Origin of the sequence: Myroides sp. DW712 (genome assembly GCF_046557355.1) — a bacterium.
In the GTDB taxonomy this organism is placed as follows: Bacteria; Bacteroidota; Bacteroidia; order Flavobacteriales; family Flavobacteriaceae; genus Flavobacterium.
The window spans coordinates 36,076-55,238 of record NZ_JBKFDO010000013.1; the positions used below are offsets into that span (position 1 = coordinate 36,076).

The 19,163-nt window shown below is 38.2% G+C and carries 16 protein-coding genes; 5 read left to right on the forward strand and 11 right to left on the reverse strand.

The window, feature by feature from the left end; translation table 11 throughout:
- Nucleotides 1–105: 105 nt before the first annotated feature.
- Together ACLJX0_RS11255 and ACLJX0_RS11260 are read left to right on the forward strand one after the other, a co-directional pair.
- Nucleotides 106–3,180 (forward strand): SusC/RagA family TonB-linked outer membrane protein, encoded by a 3,075-nt coding sequence (locus ACLJX0_RS11255; protein ID WP_410880531.1) that lies wholly within the window; start codon nucleotides 106–108, stop codon nucleotides 3,178–3,180.
- Between the two features lie 2 nt (nucleotides 3,181–3,182).
- Nucleotides 3,183–4,964: a RagB/SusD family nutrient uptake outer membrane protein gene (locus ACLJX0_RS11260; protein WP_410880533.1), complete on the forward strand. Its 1,782-nt coding sequence runs from the start codon at nucleotides 3,183–3,185 to the stop codon at nucleotides 4,962–4,964.
- Between the two features lie 228 nt (nucleotides 4,965–5,192).
- On the opposite strand, the gene fahA is transcribed toward ACLJX0_RS11260, so the two are convergent.
- On the reverse strand, nucleotides 5,193–6,479 hold the full coding sequence (fahA, locus tag ACLJX0_RS11265; RefSeq protein ID WP_410880535.1) for a fumarylacetoacetase: 1,287 nt from the start codon (nucleotides 6,477–6,479) through the stop codon (nucleotides 5,193–5,195).
- Between the two features lie 111 nt (nucleotides 6,480–6,590).
- On the opposite strand from fahA, the gene glyA reads away from it, so the two are divergent.
- On the forward strand, nucleotides 6,591–7,865 hold the full coding sequence (glyA, locus tag ACLJX0_RS11270; protein WP_410880537.1) for a serine hydroxymethyltransferase: 1,275 nt from the start codon (nucleotides 6,591–6,593) through the stop codon (nucleotides 7,863–7,865).
- A gap of 240 nt (nucleotides 7,866–8,105) precedes the next feature.
- Here glyA and ACLJX0_RS11275 read toward each other — a convergent pair whose 3' ends face one another.
- The 8 genes from ACLJX0_RS11275 to ACLJX0_RS11310 all read right to left on the reverse strand — a co-directional run bounded on the left by ACLJX0_RS11275 (nucleotide 8,106) and on the right by ACLJX0_RS11310 (nucleotide 15,873).
- Entirely contained in the window at nucleotides 8,106–8,855 is a 750-nt protein-coding gene (locus ACLJX0_RS11275) for an acyl-[acyl-carrier-protein] thioesterase (RefSeq protein WP_410880539.1), read from the reverse strand.
- A gap of 6 nt (nucleotides 8,856–8,861) precedes the next feature.
- Complete coding sequence (gene miaA, locus ACLJX0_RS11280) at nucleotides 8,862–9,782, reverse strand: tRNA (adenosine(37)-N6)-dimethylallyltransferase MiaA (RefSeq protein ID WP_410880541.1); 921 nt, start codon at nucleotides 9,780–9,782, stop codon at nucleotides 8,862–8,864.
- Nucleotides 9,766–10,620: an ion transporter gene (locus ACLJX0_RS11285; protein WP_410880543.1), complete on the reverse strand. Its 855-nt coding sequence runs from the start codon at nucleotides 10,618–10,620 to the stop codon at nucleotides 9,766–9,768. Before ACLJX0_RS11285 ends, miaA begins: the two co-directional genes overlap by 17 nt.
- Nucleotides 10,621–10,632: 12 nt before the next feature.
- On the reverse strand, nucleotides 10,633–11,982 hold the full coding sequence (locus ACLJX0_RS11290; protein WP_410880545.1) for an exonuclease domain-containing protein: 1,350 nt from the start codon (nucleotides 11,980–11,982) through the stop codon (nucleotides 10,633–10,635).
- Nucleotides 11,983–11,985: 3 nt separating this feature from the next.
- Nucleotides 11,986–12,669 carry a YggS family pyridoxal phosphate-dependent enzyme gene (locus ACLJX0_RS11295; protein WP_410880656.1) on the reverse strand — a complete coding sequence of 228 codons (684 nt, stop codon included), beginning with the start codon at nucleotides 12,667–12,669 and terminating at the stop codon, nucleotides 11,986–11,988.
- Between the two features lie 12 nt (nucleotides 12,670–12,681).
- Nucleotides 12,682–13,899 carry a DUF1015 domain-containing protein gene (locus ACLJX0_RS11300; protein WP_410880547.1) on the reverse strand — a complete coding sequence of 406 codons (1,218 nt, stop codon included), beginning with the start codon at nucleotides 13,897–13,899 and terminating at the stop codon, nucleotides 12,682–12,684.
- 87 nt (nucleotides 13,900–13,986) lie between these two features.
- Nucleotides 13,987–14,874, reverse strand: coding sequence for a 3-hydroxyacyl-CoA dehydrogenase family protein (locus ACLJX0_RS11305; RefSeq protein ID WP_410880549.1), 888 nt, complete (start codon nucleotides 14,872–14,874; stop codon nucleotides 13,987–13,989).
- 33 nt (nucleotides 14,875–14,907) lie between these two features.
- Nucleotides 14,908–15,873 (reverse strand): Gfo/Idh/MocA family protein, encoded by a 966-nt coding sequence (locus tag ACLJX0_RS11310; protein ID WP_410880551.1) that lies wholly within the window; start codon nucleotides 15,871–15,873, stop codon nucleotides 14,908–14,910.
- 147 nt (nucleotides 15,874–16,020) lie between these two features.
- Here ACLJX0_RS11310 and ACLJX0_RS11315 point away from each other — a divergent pair, with 147 nt between their 5' ends.
- On the forward strand, nucleotides 16,021–16,662 hold the full coding sequence (locus ACLJX0_RS11315) for a protein-L-isoaspartate(D-aspartate) O-methyltransferase (protein WP_410880553.1): 642 nt from the start codon (nucleotides 16,021–16,023) through the stop codon (nucleotides 16,660–16,662).
- 70 nt (nucleotides 16,663–16,732) lie between these two features.
- Here the strand turns inward: ACLJX0_RS11315 and ACLJX0_RS11320 are convergent, their stop codons facing one another.
- Nucleotides 16,733–17,167, reverse strand: coding sequence for a hypothetical protein (locus tag ACLJX0_RS11320; protein ID WP_410880555.1), 435 nt, complete (start codon nucleotides 17,165–17,167; stop codon nucleotides 16,733–16,735).
- A gap of 123 nt (nucleotides 17,168–17,290) precedes the next feature.
- Here ACLJX0_RS11320 and ACLJX0_RS11325 point away from each other — a divergent pair, with 123 nt between their 5' ends.
- Nucleotides 17,291–17,473, forward strand: coding sequence for a hypothetical protein (locus ACLJX0_RS11325; RefSeq protein WP_410880557.1), 183 nt, complete (start codon nucleotides 17,291–17,293; stop codon nucleotides 17,471–17,473).
- 422 nt (nucleotides 17,474–17,895) lie between these two features.
- Here ACLJX0_RS11325 and ACLJX0_RS11330 read toward each other — a convergent pair whose 3' ends face one another.
- Nucleotides 17,896–19,140: a PQQ-binding-like beta-propeller repeat protein gene (locus ACLJX0_RS11330; protein WP_410880559.1), complete on the reverse strand. Its 1,245-nt coding sequence runs from the start codon at nucleotides 19,138–19,140 to the stop codon at nucleotides 17,896–17,898.
- Nucleotides 19,141–19,163 lie beyond the last annotated feature (23 nt).

Genomic DNA, 19,163 nt, shown 5'->3' on the forward strand with positions numbered 1-19,163 from the left:
AATTCCTGTTTTTGGTAATGATTTAATCAAGGTATTATAAAATAGGTATAAACTTAGGGTAACATGGGTTATGTTCATTTGCAAGACTGAAACTAAAACTAAATTATGAATAGAAGACACCTTCCTTTTCATTTATTAAGCGTTCTTTTTAAATGGAAATCAGTATCTACTTATGTGGTTCTTTTGTGTTCAACAGTGGCCTTTGCAAATATTAAACCGGGGACACAGGTTTTTACAAAAGAAGAGTTAACCCTTGTACAGCAGGAAAAAATAAAAGGTAAAATTGTGGACGAGAAAGGTTCACCCATCGCATTTGCTACGGTTTATATCAAAGGAACACAGCGTGCGGTGCAGTCTGATGAAAAAGGAGCATTTGAATTAAATGCGCGTATTGGCGAAGTGGTGGTGGTTGAGTTTATTGGCTACCAAACCCAAGAAACCAAGATTACCCAAAACACGCTGCAAATTGTGGTGAAAGAAAGCCAAGAAATGTTAGATGAATTGGTGGTAGAAGTAGGATATGGAAATAAACACCGCAGTGATTTGACTGGAGCGATTTCCCAATTGAGTCAAGCCACGTTTAAAGATGGGGTAAATATTTCGCCAGATCAACTTTTACAGGGTAAAGTATCGGGCGTTCGCGTGGTGCAAACCAGTGGAGAGCCTGGAGCAGGAGTGGATGTATCTATTCGCGGAATTGGTTCAATTCGCAGTGGATCTACGCCTTTATTTGTTGTTGACGGAATGCCTTTATCCAATGAAAATGTATCCCCAGGGGGAAGTAATGTCGGATTTGGAAGCTCTAGTGCAAAGAACCCTTTAAACTTCTTAAATGCCAGTGATATCGAGTCCATGACGGTCTTGAAAGATGCTTCTGCAGCTGCTATTTACGGAGCAAGAGGATCCAATGGAGTCGTGATTATCACAACAAAAAAAGGAACATCCCAAGAGCCAACACTGACTTTTGACAGCTCCATCGGTTTTTCGAGTGTAATCAAAAAGTTAGATGTATTATCCGCAGCCGAATATCGCAATAAGATTACAGAACCCGCTTTTGATCATGGAGGGAATACGGATTGGCAAGATGTGATTTTAAGAACAGCGATGACGCGAAATAACAGCTTGTCTTTTGGTACACGATCGAAGTCAGGAGGAAGCTATTTCGCTTCCATTTCCAACCTTAAACAAGAGGGGATTATTCACAATAGTGAATTCAATCGAAACAGTGCACGTTTTAATGGAGAAGAAAAATTCTTCGATGATCGCCTGACGATTAAAGCGAATTTAACGGCTAGTGAAATCAAAGAAAATGGGGTGCCTACTTCTGATGATGGTGGCTCAGATGGTCAGTTGATGATTCATACCTTAATGGCAAACCCTACGTGGAGCGTGAAAGACAAGAATGGGGAGTTTACTAACTTTAATATGAATGCGCACTACAACCCTGCGTATTTGTTGGATATTTATGAAGATGAAACCCGTACTCTTCGCGCCTTGGCAAATTTAGAATTAGGCTATAAAATATTGCCAAACTTAAATTATAAATTCAACTTCGGTTATGATCTGAGTAATTCAGAGCGTAATACTACCATCTATCCCAACATTACCGACCGCTCACCTCGAGGACAATATTACCAAGGAAATGTGGAGAGTAAATCTCATCTCTTAGAACACTATTTGACCTATGACTTTTCTGTTGGTAAACATCAATTCGACGTGTTAGGAGGATTCTCTTACCAGTATTTTTACAATACGGGAACGACTCTTAATTTTACGGAAATCGCTGATCGAAATGATGAGGTATCCCCAAAAGACAATCCAGGGTACAAAGGAAAATTCAACGGTATTTCAGGATATAGTCAAGAAAATGAACTACAATCTTATTTTGGTCGTTTTAACTACTCTTTTGATGGTAAATACTTGGTTACGGCTTCTGTACGAGCGGATGGCTCTACGCGTTTTGGGGAGAACAATAAGTATGGATATTTCCCTTCCTTCGCTTTGGGATGGAATGTCAATCGAGAAAACTTTTTGATGGATTCCAATGTCGTGAATAACTTAAAAGTAAGAGCCAGTTGGGGACAGACAGGAAATCAAGAGGTTAAAAATAAAATTACCCAAGCAAGTTACTCTCAATCCTATAGTGATGGGTATTACCTCAATGCGGATGGCGAACTTATGCCAGGTATCACGATCTCTAGGACACCCAATCCCGATTTGAAATGGGAGGTGGTGACTCAATTTAACGTAGGAGTGGATTTTAGTTTGTGGAACGATAAATTATATGGAACAGTAGATTACTTCAATAAAACAACGACGGATGCTATCTTGAATATTCCTTCGAAACCATTGAGTCCAACGGCAGATGTGTGGGTAAATATTGATGGGGAAATTGTCAACAAAGGGGTAGAATTTATGTTGGGCTCTAATTTGATTGAGACCAAAGATTTCTCTTGGAATATTGATGTTAATGGAACATTCTTGTCTAATACGATTAAGAACTTGCCCGTTTCTCAAATTTTATCAGGAAATATCTCTGGCCCAGGTCAATCAGGGGTTACAGCTAATATTTATAAAAGTGGATATGCCTTAGGAAGTTTCTATGCGTTGGATCATATCGGATATGATGAGAACGGAAGGGATATGTATCGAGATGTCAATGGAGATGGTATCATCAGCATGGATGATCGCGTGATTATTGAAAGTGCAATTCCCGATTTTACTTTTGGATTTAATTCATACATGAAGTATAAAAATTGGGATTTCTCCTTTTCCATCATTGGACAAACAGGAGGATACCTTGCTAATAATACGATGTTAAACGCATTAAATATCAATAACCTCGCTTCTGATCGAAATGTGGCTACCCAATATGCTAATTCAGAGGCCAATAGCAGTAATCCCCCTCAATTCTCTTCGTTGTACATCGAGAAATCGGATTTTATACGCCTGAATTCGGTGCGTTTAGGCTATACGGTTCCACTCAAAGAATTAAAGTGGTTGGATAGTATGAATTTTTATATAAGTGGACAAAACTTATTGACAATCTCTGGTTATTCGGGCTATGATCCATTAATCAACTCAAACAAAGCAACAGGAGGAAATCAATCGATAGGCGTTGATTATACGTCATATCCAACGTCAAAAACATTCCTATTTGGATTAACAGTGAAATTTTAATTATGAAGAATACAATTTTTAATAAAGTAAATGGATTACTTGTTGTAGGAGCTTTATTAGCTGCTACTTCCTGTACAGATTTAGAAGAAAAAGTGTTGGATGAAAATTTAGGCTCATCTGAGATTAATCCCATTGCTGCCTTGACTTCGGCCTATGCGCGTATGGGACAAAACTTATTTGTAGGAACGGGTGGATTGTTTGCCCTACAGGAACTGAGTAGTGATGTGGCTATTTTACCAACAAGAGGAAGTGATTGGGGAGATGCTGGAAAATGGAGAGGTATTTCTGAATTTACTTGGGCCTCAGACAACGGACTGGTGCAGGGGAATTTCAACGACTTAACCAATGGTGTTACCCGTTCATATACGGCTATTGAGGCAATTACCCTGAATGGTGAAGGGGCTTCGAAGGCCTTTTACTTGGCGGAAGCAAAGGGATTGCTGTATTTTTACATCGCTCAATTGTTGGATTTGTATGGACAAGCACCTTATAAAGACTTCGATAATTTAAAAGGTCCTATTCGCGTATTGAAAGCAGATGCGGATATTGATTTTGTGATTGCAGAAGTGGAAGGACTTCTTCCAGAACTTCCTAGTTTAGGAGAAAATCAAACCCATGTGGGGCGCTTCACTAAGCAAGCCGCTTATGGATTATTAGCAGAGCTTTATATGAATCGAGCTGTATATAAGGATCGTTATAATGCGAGTTCTACGTTTGATTTTAATGCCAATACAGCAACAGGATCGGGCTCTAATATGGATAAAGTAATTCACTATACGAGCTTACTGATTGATGACGGTCGTTTTCAATTAGAAGAAAATTACTTCCACAATTTTGCCATGGACAATCATACTTCTAAAGAAATGATTTTTGCAGTGGTTCAACAGATTTCAGATATTAAGGGGTCGAGTAATGATTTAGCCTATAATACGATGGAGCGAAACCAACGAGTAACCGCTAAAAATAGAGGAACAAATGCCAGTGCCATTCGTCCAGAGTTTTTCTACAGCTGGAATGGCAATCAAGATGATCCTCGTTTCCAACGCAAATATCAATACGAAGACGGCACTTGGTTTAAAAATGATGGAACAGATGTATCTGTGCCTGCAACATCTATTGCTCCTGGAACATCAGAACCTTGGTTCCACTTTAATAGAGGAATTCAATTTGGACTTCAACACGGTCCGAAGTTGGTACAAGCTACAGGTAAATTCGAAATGACAGCCGATGGACGTATTAAAGTAATGCCTTTGGTGATGGAAAAGAGCTCTACAACTCCGATGGATTTCACCCCTGAGTTTAATTTTGACAACCCAACCGAAGCCATTTTTAAACAGGATCAAATCAATAGAGGCGCCCGTTGTTTTAAGTTCGAATTCGATGCCTCAAAAGGCGATAATGGTTCGTCTGAAGTGGATATACCTATTTATCGTTTAGGAGGGATGTACATGCTACGCGCGGAAGCGTATTTCAGAAAAGGGAATCTTGGCTTAGCCTTAAATGATATTAATACAATTCGTACCAGCCGTACACATGATGCCTTACAAGATGCTGTAGCAGGAAAACCAATAGGAGCGTTAGATGCGGAAGTGTTGTATAAAGAATTGGGCTATGAATTGTATTGGGAAAGTAAACGCAGACCACAAATGGTGCGCTTCGGTACGTTTGATTTGCCACTAGCTCAGTCAGCCAAACCACAATCTCAGCCATATCGCAGGATTTTTCCTATTCCTCAAACGATTATCGATATTGATGCCACGTTTGAACAGAACAAAGGGTATTAAGCGGTTTGTGGTGAGGATTTATCTCACTTAGTTTATATTTTGTTTTGGTATTCGATGAATCTACGCTGCGCTACGATTTGGTGGGGATTTGTTGAGGTCACTCTTCATCCTTCACCCTCAAAAAAGCAACCAACAAAGAACAAAGAGCAAAAAAACAAAAGCCAAGCAACAAACGCCAAACATCAAATAACAAAAAAAGGATTTCTCGTCAGAGAAATCCTTTTTTTGTTATTTCATTGTTGCGGTAGAGGGAAGTAACATACTTTTTACCTCTCCAAAACCGATTCGAATATCGTTGTTTTGGCAATATCCTTTCATGGTGATGGTGTCATAGTCCTCAATGAACGTACGTGTGCTTCCATCTTCTAACGTAAGTGGATTTGCACCTGCCCAGGTTAACTCTAAGAGGGAACCAAAGCTATTCGGTGTACTTCCTGAAATCGTTCCCGATCCCATTAAGTCACCGGCGTTGATTTTACAACCGTTAATGGTGTGGTGTGCCAATTGTTGGCTCATCGTCCAATATAAATATTTGAAGTTCGATTCACAAATCAGGGTGTCTTTTCCATTTTCAGGTTGTAGGTAAACCTCTAAGTTAATATCAAAGGTTTTATCTCCCGTTTGTTGTAAATAAGGTAAAGGCGTTGGTTCTTGTTTCGGACTTGCCGTTCTAAAAGGCTCCAACGCATCTAGGGTGATGACCCAAGGAGAAATAGATGTTGCAAAGTTCTTGGCTAAGAAGGGCCCTAATGGAACGTATTCCCACGTTTGAATATCGCGAGCACTCCAATCGTTGAGTAGTACCATACCAAAGATGTGATCTTCCGCTTCATCCACGGGAATACTCTCACCAAATAAATTGGCATCTGTAGTAATAAACGCAGTTTCTAATTCAAAGTCAATGCGTTTGGAAGGTCCAAAAACAGGTTGAGATTCTCCTTTAGGTAAGGTTTGTCCCATTGGACGTTTGACGTTAATCCCAGAAGGAATGACAGTCGAACTCCTACCATGATAACCTACTGGAATGTGAAGCCAGTTCGGCAATAAGGCGTTGGCTGGATCTCGGAACATTTTACCTACATTGGTGGCATGTTCTCGACTCGAGTAAAAATCCGTATAATCACCAATGTAAACCGGTAATTGCATTTCTACTTCGTCTAGGTTAAAGATAACTGCCGCTTTGTGTTTGGCGTTGTTTTGTAAAGTTGGGTTTGCTTTGTCGAAAATATCAGCGATTCGGTTTCGAACAGCACGCCATGTTTTCTTTCCACTAGAAATAAAATCATTAAGATTGTCTTGTAAAAATACATCATCGGTCAGTTCGATTCCCTTTAGATATCCCAACATTTGTAAGGCGCTTAAATCGATGGCATAGTCGCCAATACGAGTTCCAATTGTTACAATATCATCTTTCGTAATAAAAACCCCAAAAGGAATATTTTGGATAGGGAAGTCCGACTGTGGTTGAACTGCTAACCATGATTCTCTTTTCGGATCATTTGCCGTAATCATCATATTTATTGCTTAATTAATTGAATGAATAGTTAATCAAATATATAATTATAGGGCAAATTAACAAACGAATTTTGTACATTTGAGCTCAATTTAACGAAATATACAATTCAGATGAGAAGAGATACAGAAATTTTCGACTTAATCGTAGAAGAAGGGGATAGACAAGTACACGGTATTGAGCTAATTGCCTCTGAAAACTTTGTAAGTGAGCAAACGATGGAAGCAGCCGGATCTTGTTTAACGAATAAATATGCAGAGGGTTATCCAAACAAACGCTACTACGGAGGATGTGAAGTAGTGGACGTAGTAGAGCAAATCGCTATTGATCGCGCAAAAGCTCTTTTTGGTGCTGAATATGTGAATGTTCAACCTCACTCTGGATCACAAGCGAATACCGCTGTTTTTTCGGCTTGTTTAAAACCAGGAGATAAAATCTTAGGTTTTGACTTGTCTCACGGGGGACACTTAACCCATGGATCACCAGTGAATTTCTCTGGAAAATTGTATAATCCAGTATTTTACGGAGTGGACCAAGAAACAGGTTTATTAAACTACGATAAAATCGAAGAAATCGCGAAGAAAGAACAACCGAAATTGATTATCGCAGGAGCTTCGGCTTATTCTCGTGATATGGATTTCGAACGCTTTAGAGCAATTGCTGATAGTGTTGGAGCACTTTTAATGGCTGATATTTCTCACCCAGCGGGATTGATCGCAAAAGGGTTGATGAATGATCCAGTGCCTCATTGTCATATTATTACAACAACAACACATAAAACATTACGTGGACCACGTGGAGGAATGATTATGATTGGAAAAGATTTCCCTAATCCATTTGGTTTAAAAACTCCAAAAGGAGAAGTACGCATGATGTCTGCTTTATTAGATAGTGCGGTATTCCCTGGAAACCAAGGAGGACCTTTAATGCACATTATCGCAGCTAAAGCAGTGGCATTTGGTGAAGCTTTGACTGATGAATTCTTTACGTATATGTTACAAGTACAAAAGAATGCAAAAGCAATGGCAGATGCATTTGTAAAAAGAGGTTATGACATTATCTCTGGTGGAACAGATAACCATATGATGTTAATCGACTTGAGAAATAAAAATATTTCAGGAAAAGACGCAGAACAAGCGTTAGTAAAAGCTGAAATTACTGTAAATAAAAACATGGTTCCATTTGACGATAAATCTCCATTTGTAACTTCAGGTATCCGTATCGGAACACCAGCAATTACAACAAGAGGATTGAAAGAAGAAGATATGGAAACAATCGTTGCTTTAATCGATAAAGTAATCCAAAACCACACCAACGAAGATATCATCGAAGAAGTAGCGGATGAAGTAAACGAAATGATGGCAGAACGTTCAATGTTCGTTTGGTAGTTTTTTTTATTGGAGATGGGGAATCGAGAAATCGTCACGAAGCGGAAATCGCCACGAAGTGTAGATTCATTGAACACCAAAATCAATATAAAATCAGTGAGATAGAAGAGTGAAATTTTCTAAATAAAAAAAGGGATTTCTAGTATAGGAATCCCTTTTTTGTATTTTGTTGATTGCGCGGTTTGCACGTTGTTGGTTGTTTTTTTTGAGAATTTAATCTATCTAGAGAATTTTTACGCATCACGCATCACGCAATTCCATTAAGCAATAAAAATGAACCACGCCTTCTACGCAAATCTGGTAGTGACGTTGGTGATTTTCCTCTAAGAAATGAACCTCACACGTATCATTGATTCTTGTTTCTTTCAGGAAGTGCATATCGATTACTTGTATTTGATCTACCGCTTCTTGAGAGTCAAACGCAGCGTCGATACACCATTCCAAGTATTTGATATTGGTGACATGTTTAACCATATCCAGATCTGATAATTTCACGCGAAGTGTATCAATTTTGCGGTACTCTCCTTTGTGTAGTTTGGCAAAATCTGTCTGTGTTACTTTTTTATCGGTGTATTTGATAAAGTGCTCGTGAGGTAGAGCGATACATTCGGGCCTACGGCGTTTTGTATTGATGATCACCCAAAGAGAAGAAGCAACTGCGAGGAGTTGTTCTCCGAAGTACACTTCAAAATTTCGAATCGAACGTACCCCATCTAACCGTTCAATCCACGTACTAATTGTAATTTTATCTTGCCATTGTGGAAGTTCGTCTGCTTTTTTTTCAATGCGAAACTTGCTGAGTACCCACGCTTGGTTGTGTATTTTTAAATCCCAAAAACTAATTCCACCCAGAACCGAATGATCCGCTGAAACACTTTGAATGAGTTTACATAAATCTACCCACTTCAGGTGTCCAGAAGGAGAACAGGCAAAGAAGTCTATTTCGTAAGACTGTTGGTGGATGGGAGTGAATTGATCAGAAATGGGCATAGTGGTTTAATTTAGTTGCTTGGTAATATCGTCGATAATGTGTTGAGGATCGGTTTGATAGTCATACCAAGTGGCGTTTGGTGTGCGCTTGAACCAAGTAATTTGTCGCTTGGCAAAACGGCGCGTATTTTTTTTAATTTCTTCCATAGCTTCCTCTAACGTACCTTCTCCATTAAAATAACGAAATAGTTCGCGATAGCCTACGGTTTGTAGGGCATTGAGTGTTTGATAAGGAAGAAGTGCTTTTACTTCATCTAGCAATCCCATTTCGAGCATTTTATCCACACGGGTATTGATGCGTTCATACATTTTTTCACGCGGCGCTTCTAATCCAATTACAATTGGAATAAAATTGCGTTTTACCTTCTTTTTCGCTAGAAAACTAGAATAGGGTTGCCCTGTTCCAATCGATACTTCTAGCGCACGAGTAACGCGTTGAGGATTGTCTAGGGCTACTTTTTCGTAGTGTACCGGATCGAGTTCTTTTAATTGTCTTTGTAAATAAGGAAGTCCCTTTTTTTCCAAGACTTGGTTGAGTTCTTCTCGAATTCGGGGATCAATAGTTGGAAATTCATCCAATCCTTCTAAAATCGCATTGACGTATAAACCAGATCCGCCGACCATGACTTGTACCTTGTTTTTCTCAAATAAACGATCCAATTGTGCGATGGCATCGCGTTCGAAGTCTCCTACAGAATAGGTATCCTCGATGCTAATATGTTGAATAAAGTGATGCGGTACCGCTTCAAGTTCCGCCCTAGAGGGAACCGCAGTACCAATTGTCATTTCTTTAAAAAATTGACGACTATCACACGATAGAATTTCACATTGAAAATGTTGGGCTAATTGAATAGCTAAAGCCGTTTTTCCGATGGCAGTTGGGCCAATAACGACAAGTAAATAGTGGGTATTATCGGGTAAAGACATCTCCTAATTTTTGGCCGCAATTATAGCAATAATTGGCATCATCATCATAAATAGTTGTAGTACAAGAAGAACAAGCTCTTCTTCTTCGGGCGTCAATGCTCTTATTTCGTTTTAAATTCGAAAATTCAGCTGTTACAATTCCCGTTGGAACCGCAATGATACCGTATCCCATAATCATAATCAGGGAGGCAATCATTTGTCCAATTGTGGTTTGAGGGGCAATATCACCGTATCCTACCGTGGTTAGGGTTACAATACACCAATAGATACTGCGTGGAATACTAGTAAAGCCGTGGTCCTTGCCTTCAATCACGTACATTAAAGCACCCAATAAGATGGAAACCACAACAATAAAGTAGATGAATACAATAATTTTCGTTCTACTTGCCTTGATTGCCAGTTTTAAATTCGATTCTTGTCCGATATAAGGAACTAAGTTCAAAATACCAAACAAACGCAGTAAACGCAAGGCTCGAACAACAGATAAAACACCTAAATCAGAAACGAAGAAAGACAAATACATTGGCATAATCGAAATTAAATCGACAATACCATAAAAACTGAAGATATATCTCAGCGGTTGTTTATTACAAATAATCCGCAATACATACTCAATGGTAAAGAAAATTGTAATCACCCATTCCAACACTTTGAGTAGGGTGTGATGCTTCATGTCATAGCTCTCAATCGACTCCAACATAACCAAAATCACACTCAACAGAATCACAGCGAGTAAGACCAAATCGAATAGCTTACCAGCAAAGGTGTTAGACCCGTAGATGATGATATAAATCTTCTGTTTCAGAATATCCCACTTATTTTTTAGCCTGCGTCTCAACGTATATACTTTTTAATAATGGATTAATTTATAGCCTGTTTTCTTGTTCAAATAATTGAGAATAATATTCCTGTTGTTGCGATGGAAGGTAATGGGGGTTAGGTTTGCTGCAATTCGTGCAGGGTCGTTGATTTGGTAATTCAAATCGTAAAAACAATAGCCCGATAACTTACCTCCTTCGATGACAATGGCGCTGCGTTCATTGACTGTACGACCTTTGTCGAGAATCAATACCGAACCATCATCTACGTTGTAATTTTGCAACAAGTTAAGCAATAGTTTGTTATATGCTGCAAAATCAAGTTCAACTTGCGTAGAAAAAGTTTCTTCTGTTTCCTTTTTAGATTTTTTTTCATGTAAGATTTCCGTATAAAAAGGCCATTCAAAACCAGTTGTAATCTTATCAATGAATTTTCTCCCTTCAGTTAAAGAGGTAAAAGCCATGTGATTGCGTTTGCGACCATCTGTTTTTTCCAAACTGAAGTAAAAATAACCCTGTAGGTTCGTTTTAATATAAAGCGAATAAGGAAAAATTCCCTTTTTCGTTACTTTGTTGTATTTGGGGTGATTTAAGAGAATTTCTTCGGCTTCTTTGAGAATCGCAATCAATTCAGTTCCTGTTTTCTCAAAAGTAACCGTATAGGTTTCTTTTTGTACTTTTTTAAATAAAACAGAATTATTGGTAAAGTGCTGCATAATCTTTTTCTTGATGTTGCGGCTTTTTCCAATGTAAATAATAACACCTTCTTCGTTGTGAATGTAGTAAATACCTACAGAAGTAGGGAGATTCTCTGTGATGTCAAAGAATTTGGGATTAAGTCCCGTTTTAATATCAGACTTAATCATACTGGTAAGTATGGTTTTTTCTGTGTCTTTGGATAAGAGTAATTGGAATAATTTGAGTGTAGCCAAGGCATCTCCATAGGCACGATGGCGATCGGCTAGTGGAATTCCCAAGTTACGCACTAATTTTCCCAAGCTATAGGATGGCATTTCAGGCAGTAACTTTTGCGCCAATTCAACTGTACATAGCGTATCCTTTTGGTAATCGTATCCCAAACGGCTGAATTCGTTGCGCAACACGCGGTAATCGAAGGAAGCATTATGGGCAACAAGCACACAATCTTCCGTTATTTCAATAATTCGCTTGGCTAGTTCGTGAAATTTAGGTGCTAAGCGAAGCATAGCGCTATTAATACCTGTTAACTTGACAACAAAGGGCTGTATTTCTTTCTGTGGATTAACTAAGCTAATGAGTTGATCCACGATTTGATGGCCATCAAATTTATAGATGGCAATCTCGGTTATCCCCTCTTCGTTAAATTGACCACCTGTGGTCTCTATATCTAAAACTGCGTACAATGTTTACTCTTTTAATTCGTAATTGCGTTCTCCAAAAATTGTACTTCCTATTCTAATCATCGTACTTCCGCAGGCGATAGCGATAGGGTAGTCGTTACTCATCCCCATAGATAACGTATCACAAGCAACATTGGGCAGGTGATTGTAGGTTTGTACCTTTTTGAAAATAGCTTGTAGGGTAGAAAATTCTTGTTTGATTTGATCCTGGTTCTCGGTAAATGTTGCCATTCCCATTAATCCTTGGATTTTTATGTGTTGTAACCCTTTAAATTCCTCACTGTCTAAGAGCTCGAATAGTTCTGTTTCACTTAGACCAAATTTTGTTTCTTCATCTGCAATAAACAGTTGAAGTAAACAGGAGATAACGCGGTTGTTTCGCTTGGCTTGTTTATTAATTTCAACTAATAAACGCAGGCTATCAACAGCGTGAATCAAAGTCACAAACGGCGCCATGTACTTGACTTTATTGCGCTGTACATGTCCGATCATATGCCACGCTATATCTTTGGGTAGCGCCTCATACTTATCCGTCATTTCTTGTATCTTATTCTCACCGAAAACTCTTTGTCCTGCTTCATATGCCTCTAAAATTGCCGCATTGGGCTTTGTTTTAGAAACAGCGACCAACTCAACCCCTGTAGGTAAGTCAGCTTTAATTCGTTTTAGATTCTCAGCAATCATTGACATCATATGGTATTTTTAAATTTCGTAAGTTAATAACCCATTCATGAACTTGGGTTCAATATAGGTACTTTTAGGCGGCATGATTAAATCATTATCCGCAACTAGCTTTATTTCCTGTACATTGGTTGGGTATAGCATAAATCCAACTTCATATTCTCCGTCATCTACTAGTTCTTTTATGGCTACAATAGATTCATTTCCAGGAATGTAGTCTATTCTAGCATCATTTCTTAAATCATCTAACCCCAAGATAGGGTTTAACACAGCATCATATAAAATTTGAGCGTCTAATTGCATCAAAATATCGTCTGTTTTAATCTTATCCTTGAGCTTGAGGGAGTAAAAATCTCCATCCAAATACATGCCAAATTCCATTTTTTTGGAGGGTTTCCACAACTGTTGTTGCTTGTTTTTTACATTGAATTTTTCGCTTAATAAAGCTAAAAACTCCTCTTTGCTATGGTTGTTTAAATCGTGAATAATGCGATTAAATTCATAAATCTTAATATTGTTCTCTGCAATTAAAAAGGTCATGACCGTATTGCTATGTGAATGCGGTTCAAAGCCATTTTCTTTTTTGAGTAAAGCTGCAGAGGCAAAGCGATGATGTCCATCAGCAATGTACATTTCTGGAATGTGTTCAAATTCTTGACAAAGCCAATCAATACACGCTTGATCGTCCACCTTCCAAACTGTATGTCGTTCCTTCGTTACCGTGGTAAAATCGTAAATCGGTCGATGCTCTTTGTATTCCGCAATCCACGCATTGATATTTTCTTTATCGGGATACATCATCAAGACGGGCTCTGTATTAAATCGACTGTGGTACAGGTATTCTTTAAAGAGATTGACGCGATACTCTAGCGTATCCTCGTGTTTTTTGATGATGTTATTTTCGTAATCTTCAATACATGTTCCTGCAACAATACCCGTGAATTTCCAGTTTTTGGTCTCAATTTGGTAGAGATACAACACGGGATGTTCTTCCTTTGTTAGGATTCCTTCCTTTTTAAAATCATTAAATTTCGCTGCTACCATTTTAAAGCGCTTATCACTAGTTACCTTTTGTGGGTTGACATAGGCAGGATTTAAAACGTGTAGAAATGAAAAAGGATTGTAATCCAAAAGATAGGCCAATTCTACGGCATTGTAGTCTTCAAAAGACCTACAAGTTACTAAATTGGCTTTATCTCGTGTAGGGCGTATACCCTGAAAAGGAATTATTTTTGCCATTCTTTACTTTATGGAATCAAAAAGTAAGACAATCGACAATAGTATCGATTGTCTTGGTCTGATTATTGATTTTTAGTTTCTTTTCAATTAAGAAAACATTTTTGCCACTTTTTCGGCTTTTTTGCTTTCGCTGTAATCGTAAAATCCTTCGCCAGATTTCACACCTAATTTACCAGCCATTACCATGTTAACGAGTAATGGACAGGGAGCGTATTTAGGGTTTTTGAATCCATCATACATCACATTTAGAATAGATAAACAAACATCTAAACCGATGAAATCTGCCAATTGTAAAGGCCCCATTGGATGAGCCATTCCCAATTTCATTACGGTATCAATTTCTTCTACTCCTGCAACACCATTGTACAACGTTTCGATGGCTTCATTAATCATTGGCATTAAGATGCGGTTTGCTACGAAACCAGGGTAATCGTTTACTTCTGTTGGTACTTTATCCAATTTTAATGACAAATCCATAATCGCTTTTGTCACCTCATCCGTTGTGTTGTACCCTCTGATAATTTCGACCAATTTCATGATGGGCACTGGATTCATAAAGTGCATGCCGATTACGCGTTCAGGGTTTTTTACCACTGATGCAATTTGCGTAATAGAAATAGAAGAAGTATTAGAGGCTAAAATTACATCCTCTCTACAAACAGCACTTAGCTCTTTGAAGATGTTTAATTTTAATGTTACATTTTCTGTAGCAGCTTCGATAACTAAATCCGCGTTTACCACACCATCTTTAATTTCTGTATAGGTGATAATATTTTCAATGGTCGCTTTTTTGTCCGCTTCTGTAATCGAACCTTTCGCAATCATTCGATCTAAATTTTTGCTAATCGTATTCATTCCTCTTTCAATCGCTTGTTCAGAAATGTCGATTAAAAGAACTTTAAAGCCTTTTTGAGCAAACGTATGAGCAATTCCATTTCCCATTGTTCCTGCACCAATTACAGCAATATTTTTCATAAGTTTCGTATGTATTTACAAGTTAGTGTTCTGTTAGTTTTGAAAAGCGTCAATAATCTGATAAGCCAAACGCAGGGCTTTTGTTCCATCCTCCAATGTCACGATGGGCCTTGTTTGATTGACAATAGCATCGTGAAACGTTTCCAGCTCATCTAAGATAGCATTATTTGGTAAAACGGTAGGATTATCATAGTAAATTTGTTTCTTTAATCCTTCAGCATTTTGCAAAATAAGGTCGAAATCACCTGGTGTTTCAGGTGCATCTTTCATTTTTACCACCTCGCAAGTTTTCTCTAAGTAATCGACAGAAATATAAGCATCACGTTGAAAGAAACGAGATTTACGCATATTTTTCATGGAAATTCTACTGGCAGTTACGTTGGCTACACAGCCGTTTTCGAATTCAATACGCGCATTGGCGATGTCAGGTGATTCACTTAAAACGGAAACACCACTAGCACTCACGTGTTTTACAGGCGAGTGAACCACACTTAGGATGGCATCTAAATCGTGAATCATCAAATCCAATACCACAGGCACATCTGTTCCTCTTGGGTTGAATTCTGCTAAACGGTGGGTTTCAATGAACATGGGATTTTCAATTTTATCGCGTACTGCAACAAAGGCAGGATTAAAACGCTCCACATGACCTACTTGTCCATAGACGTTGTGTTGTTCTGCTAAAGCAATAATAGCTTCTGCTTCTTCGACAGTGGTGGTGATGGGTTTCTCAAGGAAAACGTGTTTTCCCGCTTCAATTGCTTTTTTTGCACAGTCAAAATGAGAGAGCGTAGGAGTCACAATATCAATGACATCAACCGCTTGGATTAATTCATCAATGCTGTCAAATTTGGTGTAACCAAACTCTTGTGCTACTTTGTTTGCATTTTCTGCAAAAGGGTCATAAAAACCGACTAATTCGTATTTTTCTGATTGGTTCAGCAAACGCAAGTGAATTTTTCCTAAATGCCCCGCTCCCAATACGCCAATTTTAAGCATAAAAAATTATTTTGAACAAAAATAAAACTTATTTATGGAATGGGTAAAATTTCAGCTTTAAATCTTTTACCTTACTTTGTTTAGAAGGAGAGGAGTGGTGGTTATTAAAAAAATATTGGTTACTTTTGTATAAATTATTTAAATACAGTGAAGGATTCTACGAAGCATCAGGGATTGCGCAATCAGTTGGTTGAAGCATTGAAGGAAAAAGGCATTGAAAATCAAGCCGTACTTCAGGCGATTAGACGCATTCCTCGACATTTATTTATAGATTCAAGTTTTGAAAATTTTGCCTATCAGAATACTGCTTTTCCCATTGGAGCAGGGCAAACCATTTCACATCCGTATACGGTAGCGTTTCAATCGCAATTGCTACAGGTAAAGCCTGATGATAAAGTGTTGGAGATTGGAACAGGTAGTGGCTATCAAACAGCTGTATTAGTGGCTATGGGGGCTCGCGTATATAGCATTGAACGCCAGCTGGAATTGTATAAAAAGACTTCACTTTTACTGCCCAAATTAGGTATTCGCGCCAAATTGCTCACCTTTGGTGATGGGTATAAAGGACTGCCCAATTATGCACCTTTTGATTCTATTATTGTCACAGCAGGTGCTCCTTTTATTCCCCAAGCCTTGATGGGCCAACTCAAAATTGGTGGTCGCCTAATTATCCCCGTAGGAGAAGAGCAACAAACGATGATTGAACTCATTCGCCTGAATGAAACCCAATTTGAAAAACACGAACACGGCGATTTTAAATTCGTCCCTATGTTAGAAAATAAAAATTAAATAGATACAAAAAGCATCCCCTAAAGGATGCTTTTTTTAGAAAAAATGTTATTGTGATTTGTTGTTTGTTCTAAATAGAAAGGGTGTTGTATTGCTTTTCTTGCAATTGGAACATATACTTATGTGCATTTGGGGTCCCAATAAAATAAGTAGGTAAATCTTTGAGCTGTACCCCATACACTTGAAGGGCAAATTCACAAACGACCAGTTTAATCCCTGCTTTATTTGCCGCATCTAAGGTCGCTCTCAAATCTTTGTCATTTAACTCCTGTACCATTTGTCCCATGATGACAATTTCAAAAGCAAGGGCAGGTTGTTCTTTTCTCATTTCTGAAGCAGTCATAATCGAAGCGCGTAAGTTTTTTGTCGATTGGACTAAAATCGCGTATTTATCCCCTGTTGTTGCTTGTAAAACAGCTTCGTTTGCGGTATGCGTAAGGTTTGTCGCATTAACCATCGTAGTGGTTCCAATAAGCACGGCAATCGCCCACAGCATTCTTCTCATAGTTGTAGATTTAAGTATTAATTGAAACAAATCTAGCTGTTGTGCAGGACTAGTACAGTAACAATTGTTACCGTAGAACAAAAAAAAGAAACGTAAGTTTGGAGTTAATCTAAGAAAGATCGCATGACCACACTATTCAATTATTTTAAACTATGGACCCCTATGCGTTATATTCGCTTAGGATTGGCTGTTCTCTTGGCATTTCAAGCTATCGATGCCCGCGTATGGGTATTGCTCATCCCCTCAGCTTATCTCTTGCTACAAGCAGTTTTTAATTTTGGATGTAGGAATAATTGTAAGGTGTGATTTTTTTTGGTTTTTTGTTGGTTGCTTTTTTGGTTTTTTGTTCAAGCAATCATGCATAACAACAATTTTCTTTTAAAAGAAGCAATTAAACAAATCGCAACGCAGTGTAGCTTCATCGAACACCCAAATAAATAACAAACCGTGCGAAGTGCAAACCATACAAACGGCACTCTCATTCTATTTGACTACAAAATGTTGGCATAGTGTCTCCATAGTGAGTCTATAAAAAATCTCGTTTTAATGGACTCACTATGGAGACACTATGGACTCACTAAGGACTCACCCAAAAGAAAAGTTGTTGTCAGTTGCTTTTTCGTTGGTTGCTTTTTCGTTTTTTGATAAAACTTTCGTTACTAAAAGTAATTTGCTTTTAGAAGAAAAGATGAAACAAACGCAAACCTCACCTAATCCTCACCAAACAACTAACGAACCAACTTAATATAATTCTCTTTTGGATCGGATTGAATGGAAGAGCGCATATAAACTAATTCCTCTTTGTTGGTTTGGAGGTTGAGTTTAATCAATCCTACTTCGCAGTAGAAGAAGACCGTATTAGTATCTTGAACTTCAATATTGGAAATAGGGGTATTTTTAAGTGCTAGTTCCTTTTCTATTTTTCCATCTTTAGGATTGACTACAAAAAAGGTACTTTTGTTATTGTAGGCGTATATTTTGTTGTTAAACACTTCGAGTTGTTGTAGGTCAAAGCGTCTATCGGCTTGTTCTTTTAAAGGAACTTCGGTTTGCCAGATAATAGCGCCATCTTCGGGATTGATGGCGTAAAAGTTTCGACCGGTTCCGACTAGTAATTGGTTGTTGTCATAGACCATTTTGTGTCCTATAGCTCCTTCTTCTAGCGTAATCTCCCATATAATATCAAGATTTTCAGGGTGCAAGGCAAACAGTTGATAGCCTAAATCGGCAATGAAAACATATTTTCCATTGCTTACAGGCCTTGAATACATTCCCGTTTTGAAACCACGAGCATATAATGCTTTTCCCGATTCGGCATCAAAGTTATAAACATAGCCCGCATTGGGAACAAATACTTTGGTGTTGGTATATAAAACAGGCATATGATTGTAAGGAAATTCTAATTTATAGTTCCAAATGTGCTCCCCTGTTCTTTTGTCAAAGGCGTAAATATTGCTGTTTTCGTATTGGGTAACGAGATAGAGGAAATTATTGTGAATAACCGGAATTTGATTGATCATCATTTTGAGGTACTTGCTGTTCTTCACTCCGATTTTGGCTTCCCAAAATACTTCTCCTGTTTTGTGGTTTAACGCATAGAGCTCCCCGTTGAGAAAGGGAATATAAACCACACCATTTTCTAGGGTGAATTTATTTCGCGCATAGGTAACCACAGTATCTTGAGCGGTAAATGTCCAATTGATTTTTTGGGTAGCAAGGTTAAAGGATTTCAATGTGCCGTCATAATCATAAATTAAGATAGCCTCTTGATCTAAAGGAACGTCTTGTGTGAATTGATGTAATTTATTCAGTACAAAATCGTATGCTGTTCCGATTTTATTGTTGGAGTATTGATTGGTGGTACTTTCTGGTCCTACGGTAGGTGGAACTGCCTTTAGCGGTTCTGTAGGTTCTTGTCCAAGTACTAGGGTAGAAGCTAGTAGTCCCAAGGTCAATAGTAAAATCTTTTTCATGTTTTTTGGTTGTGGTATAAAAA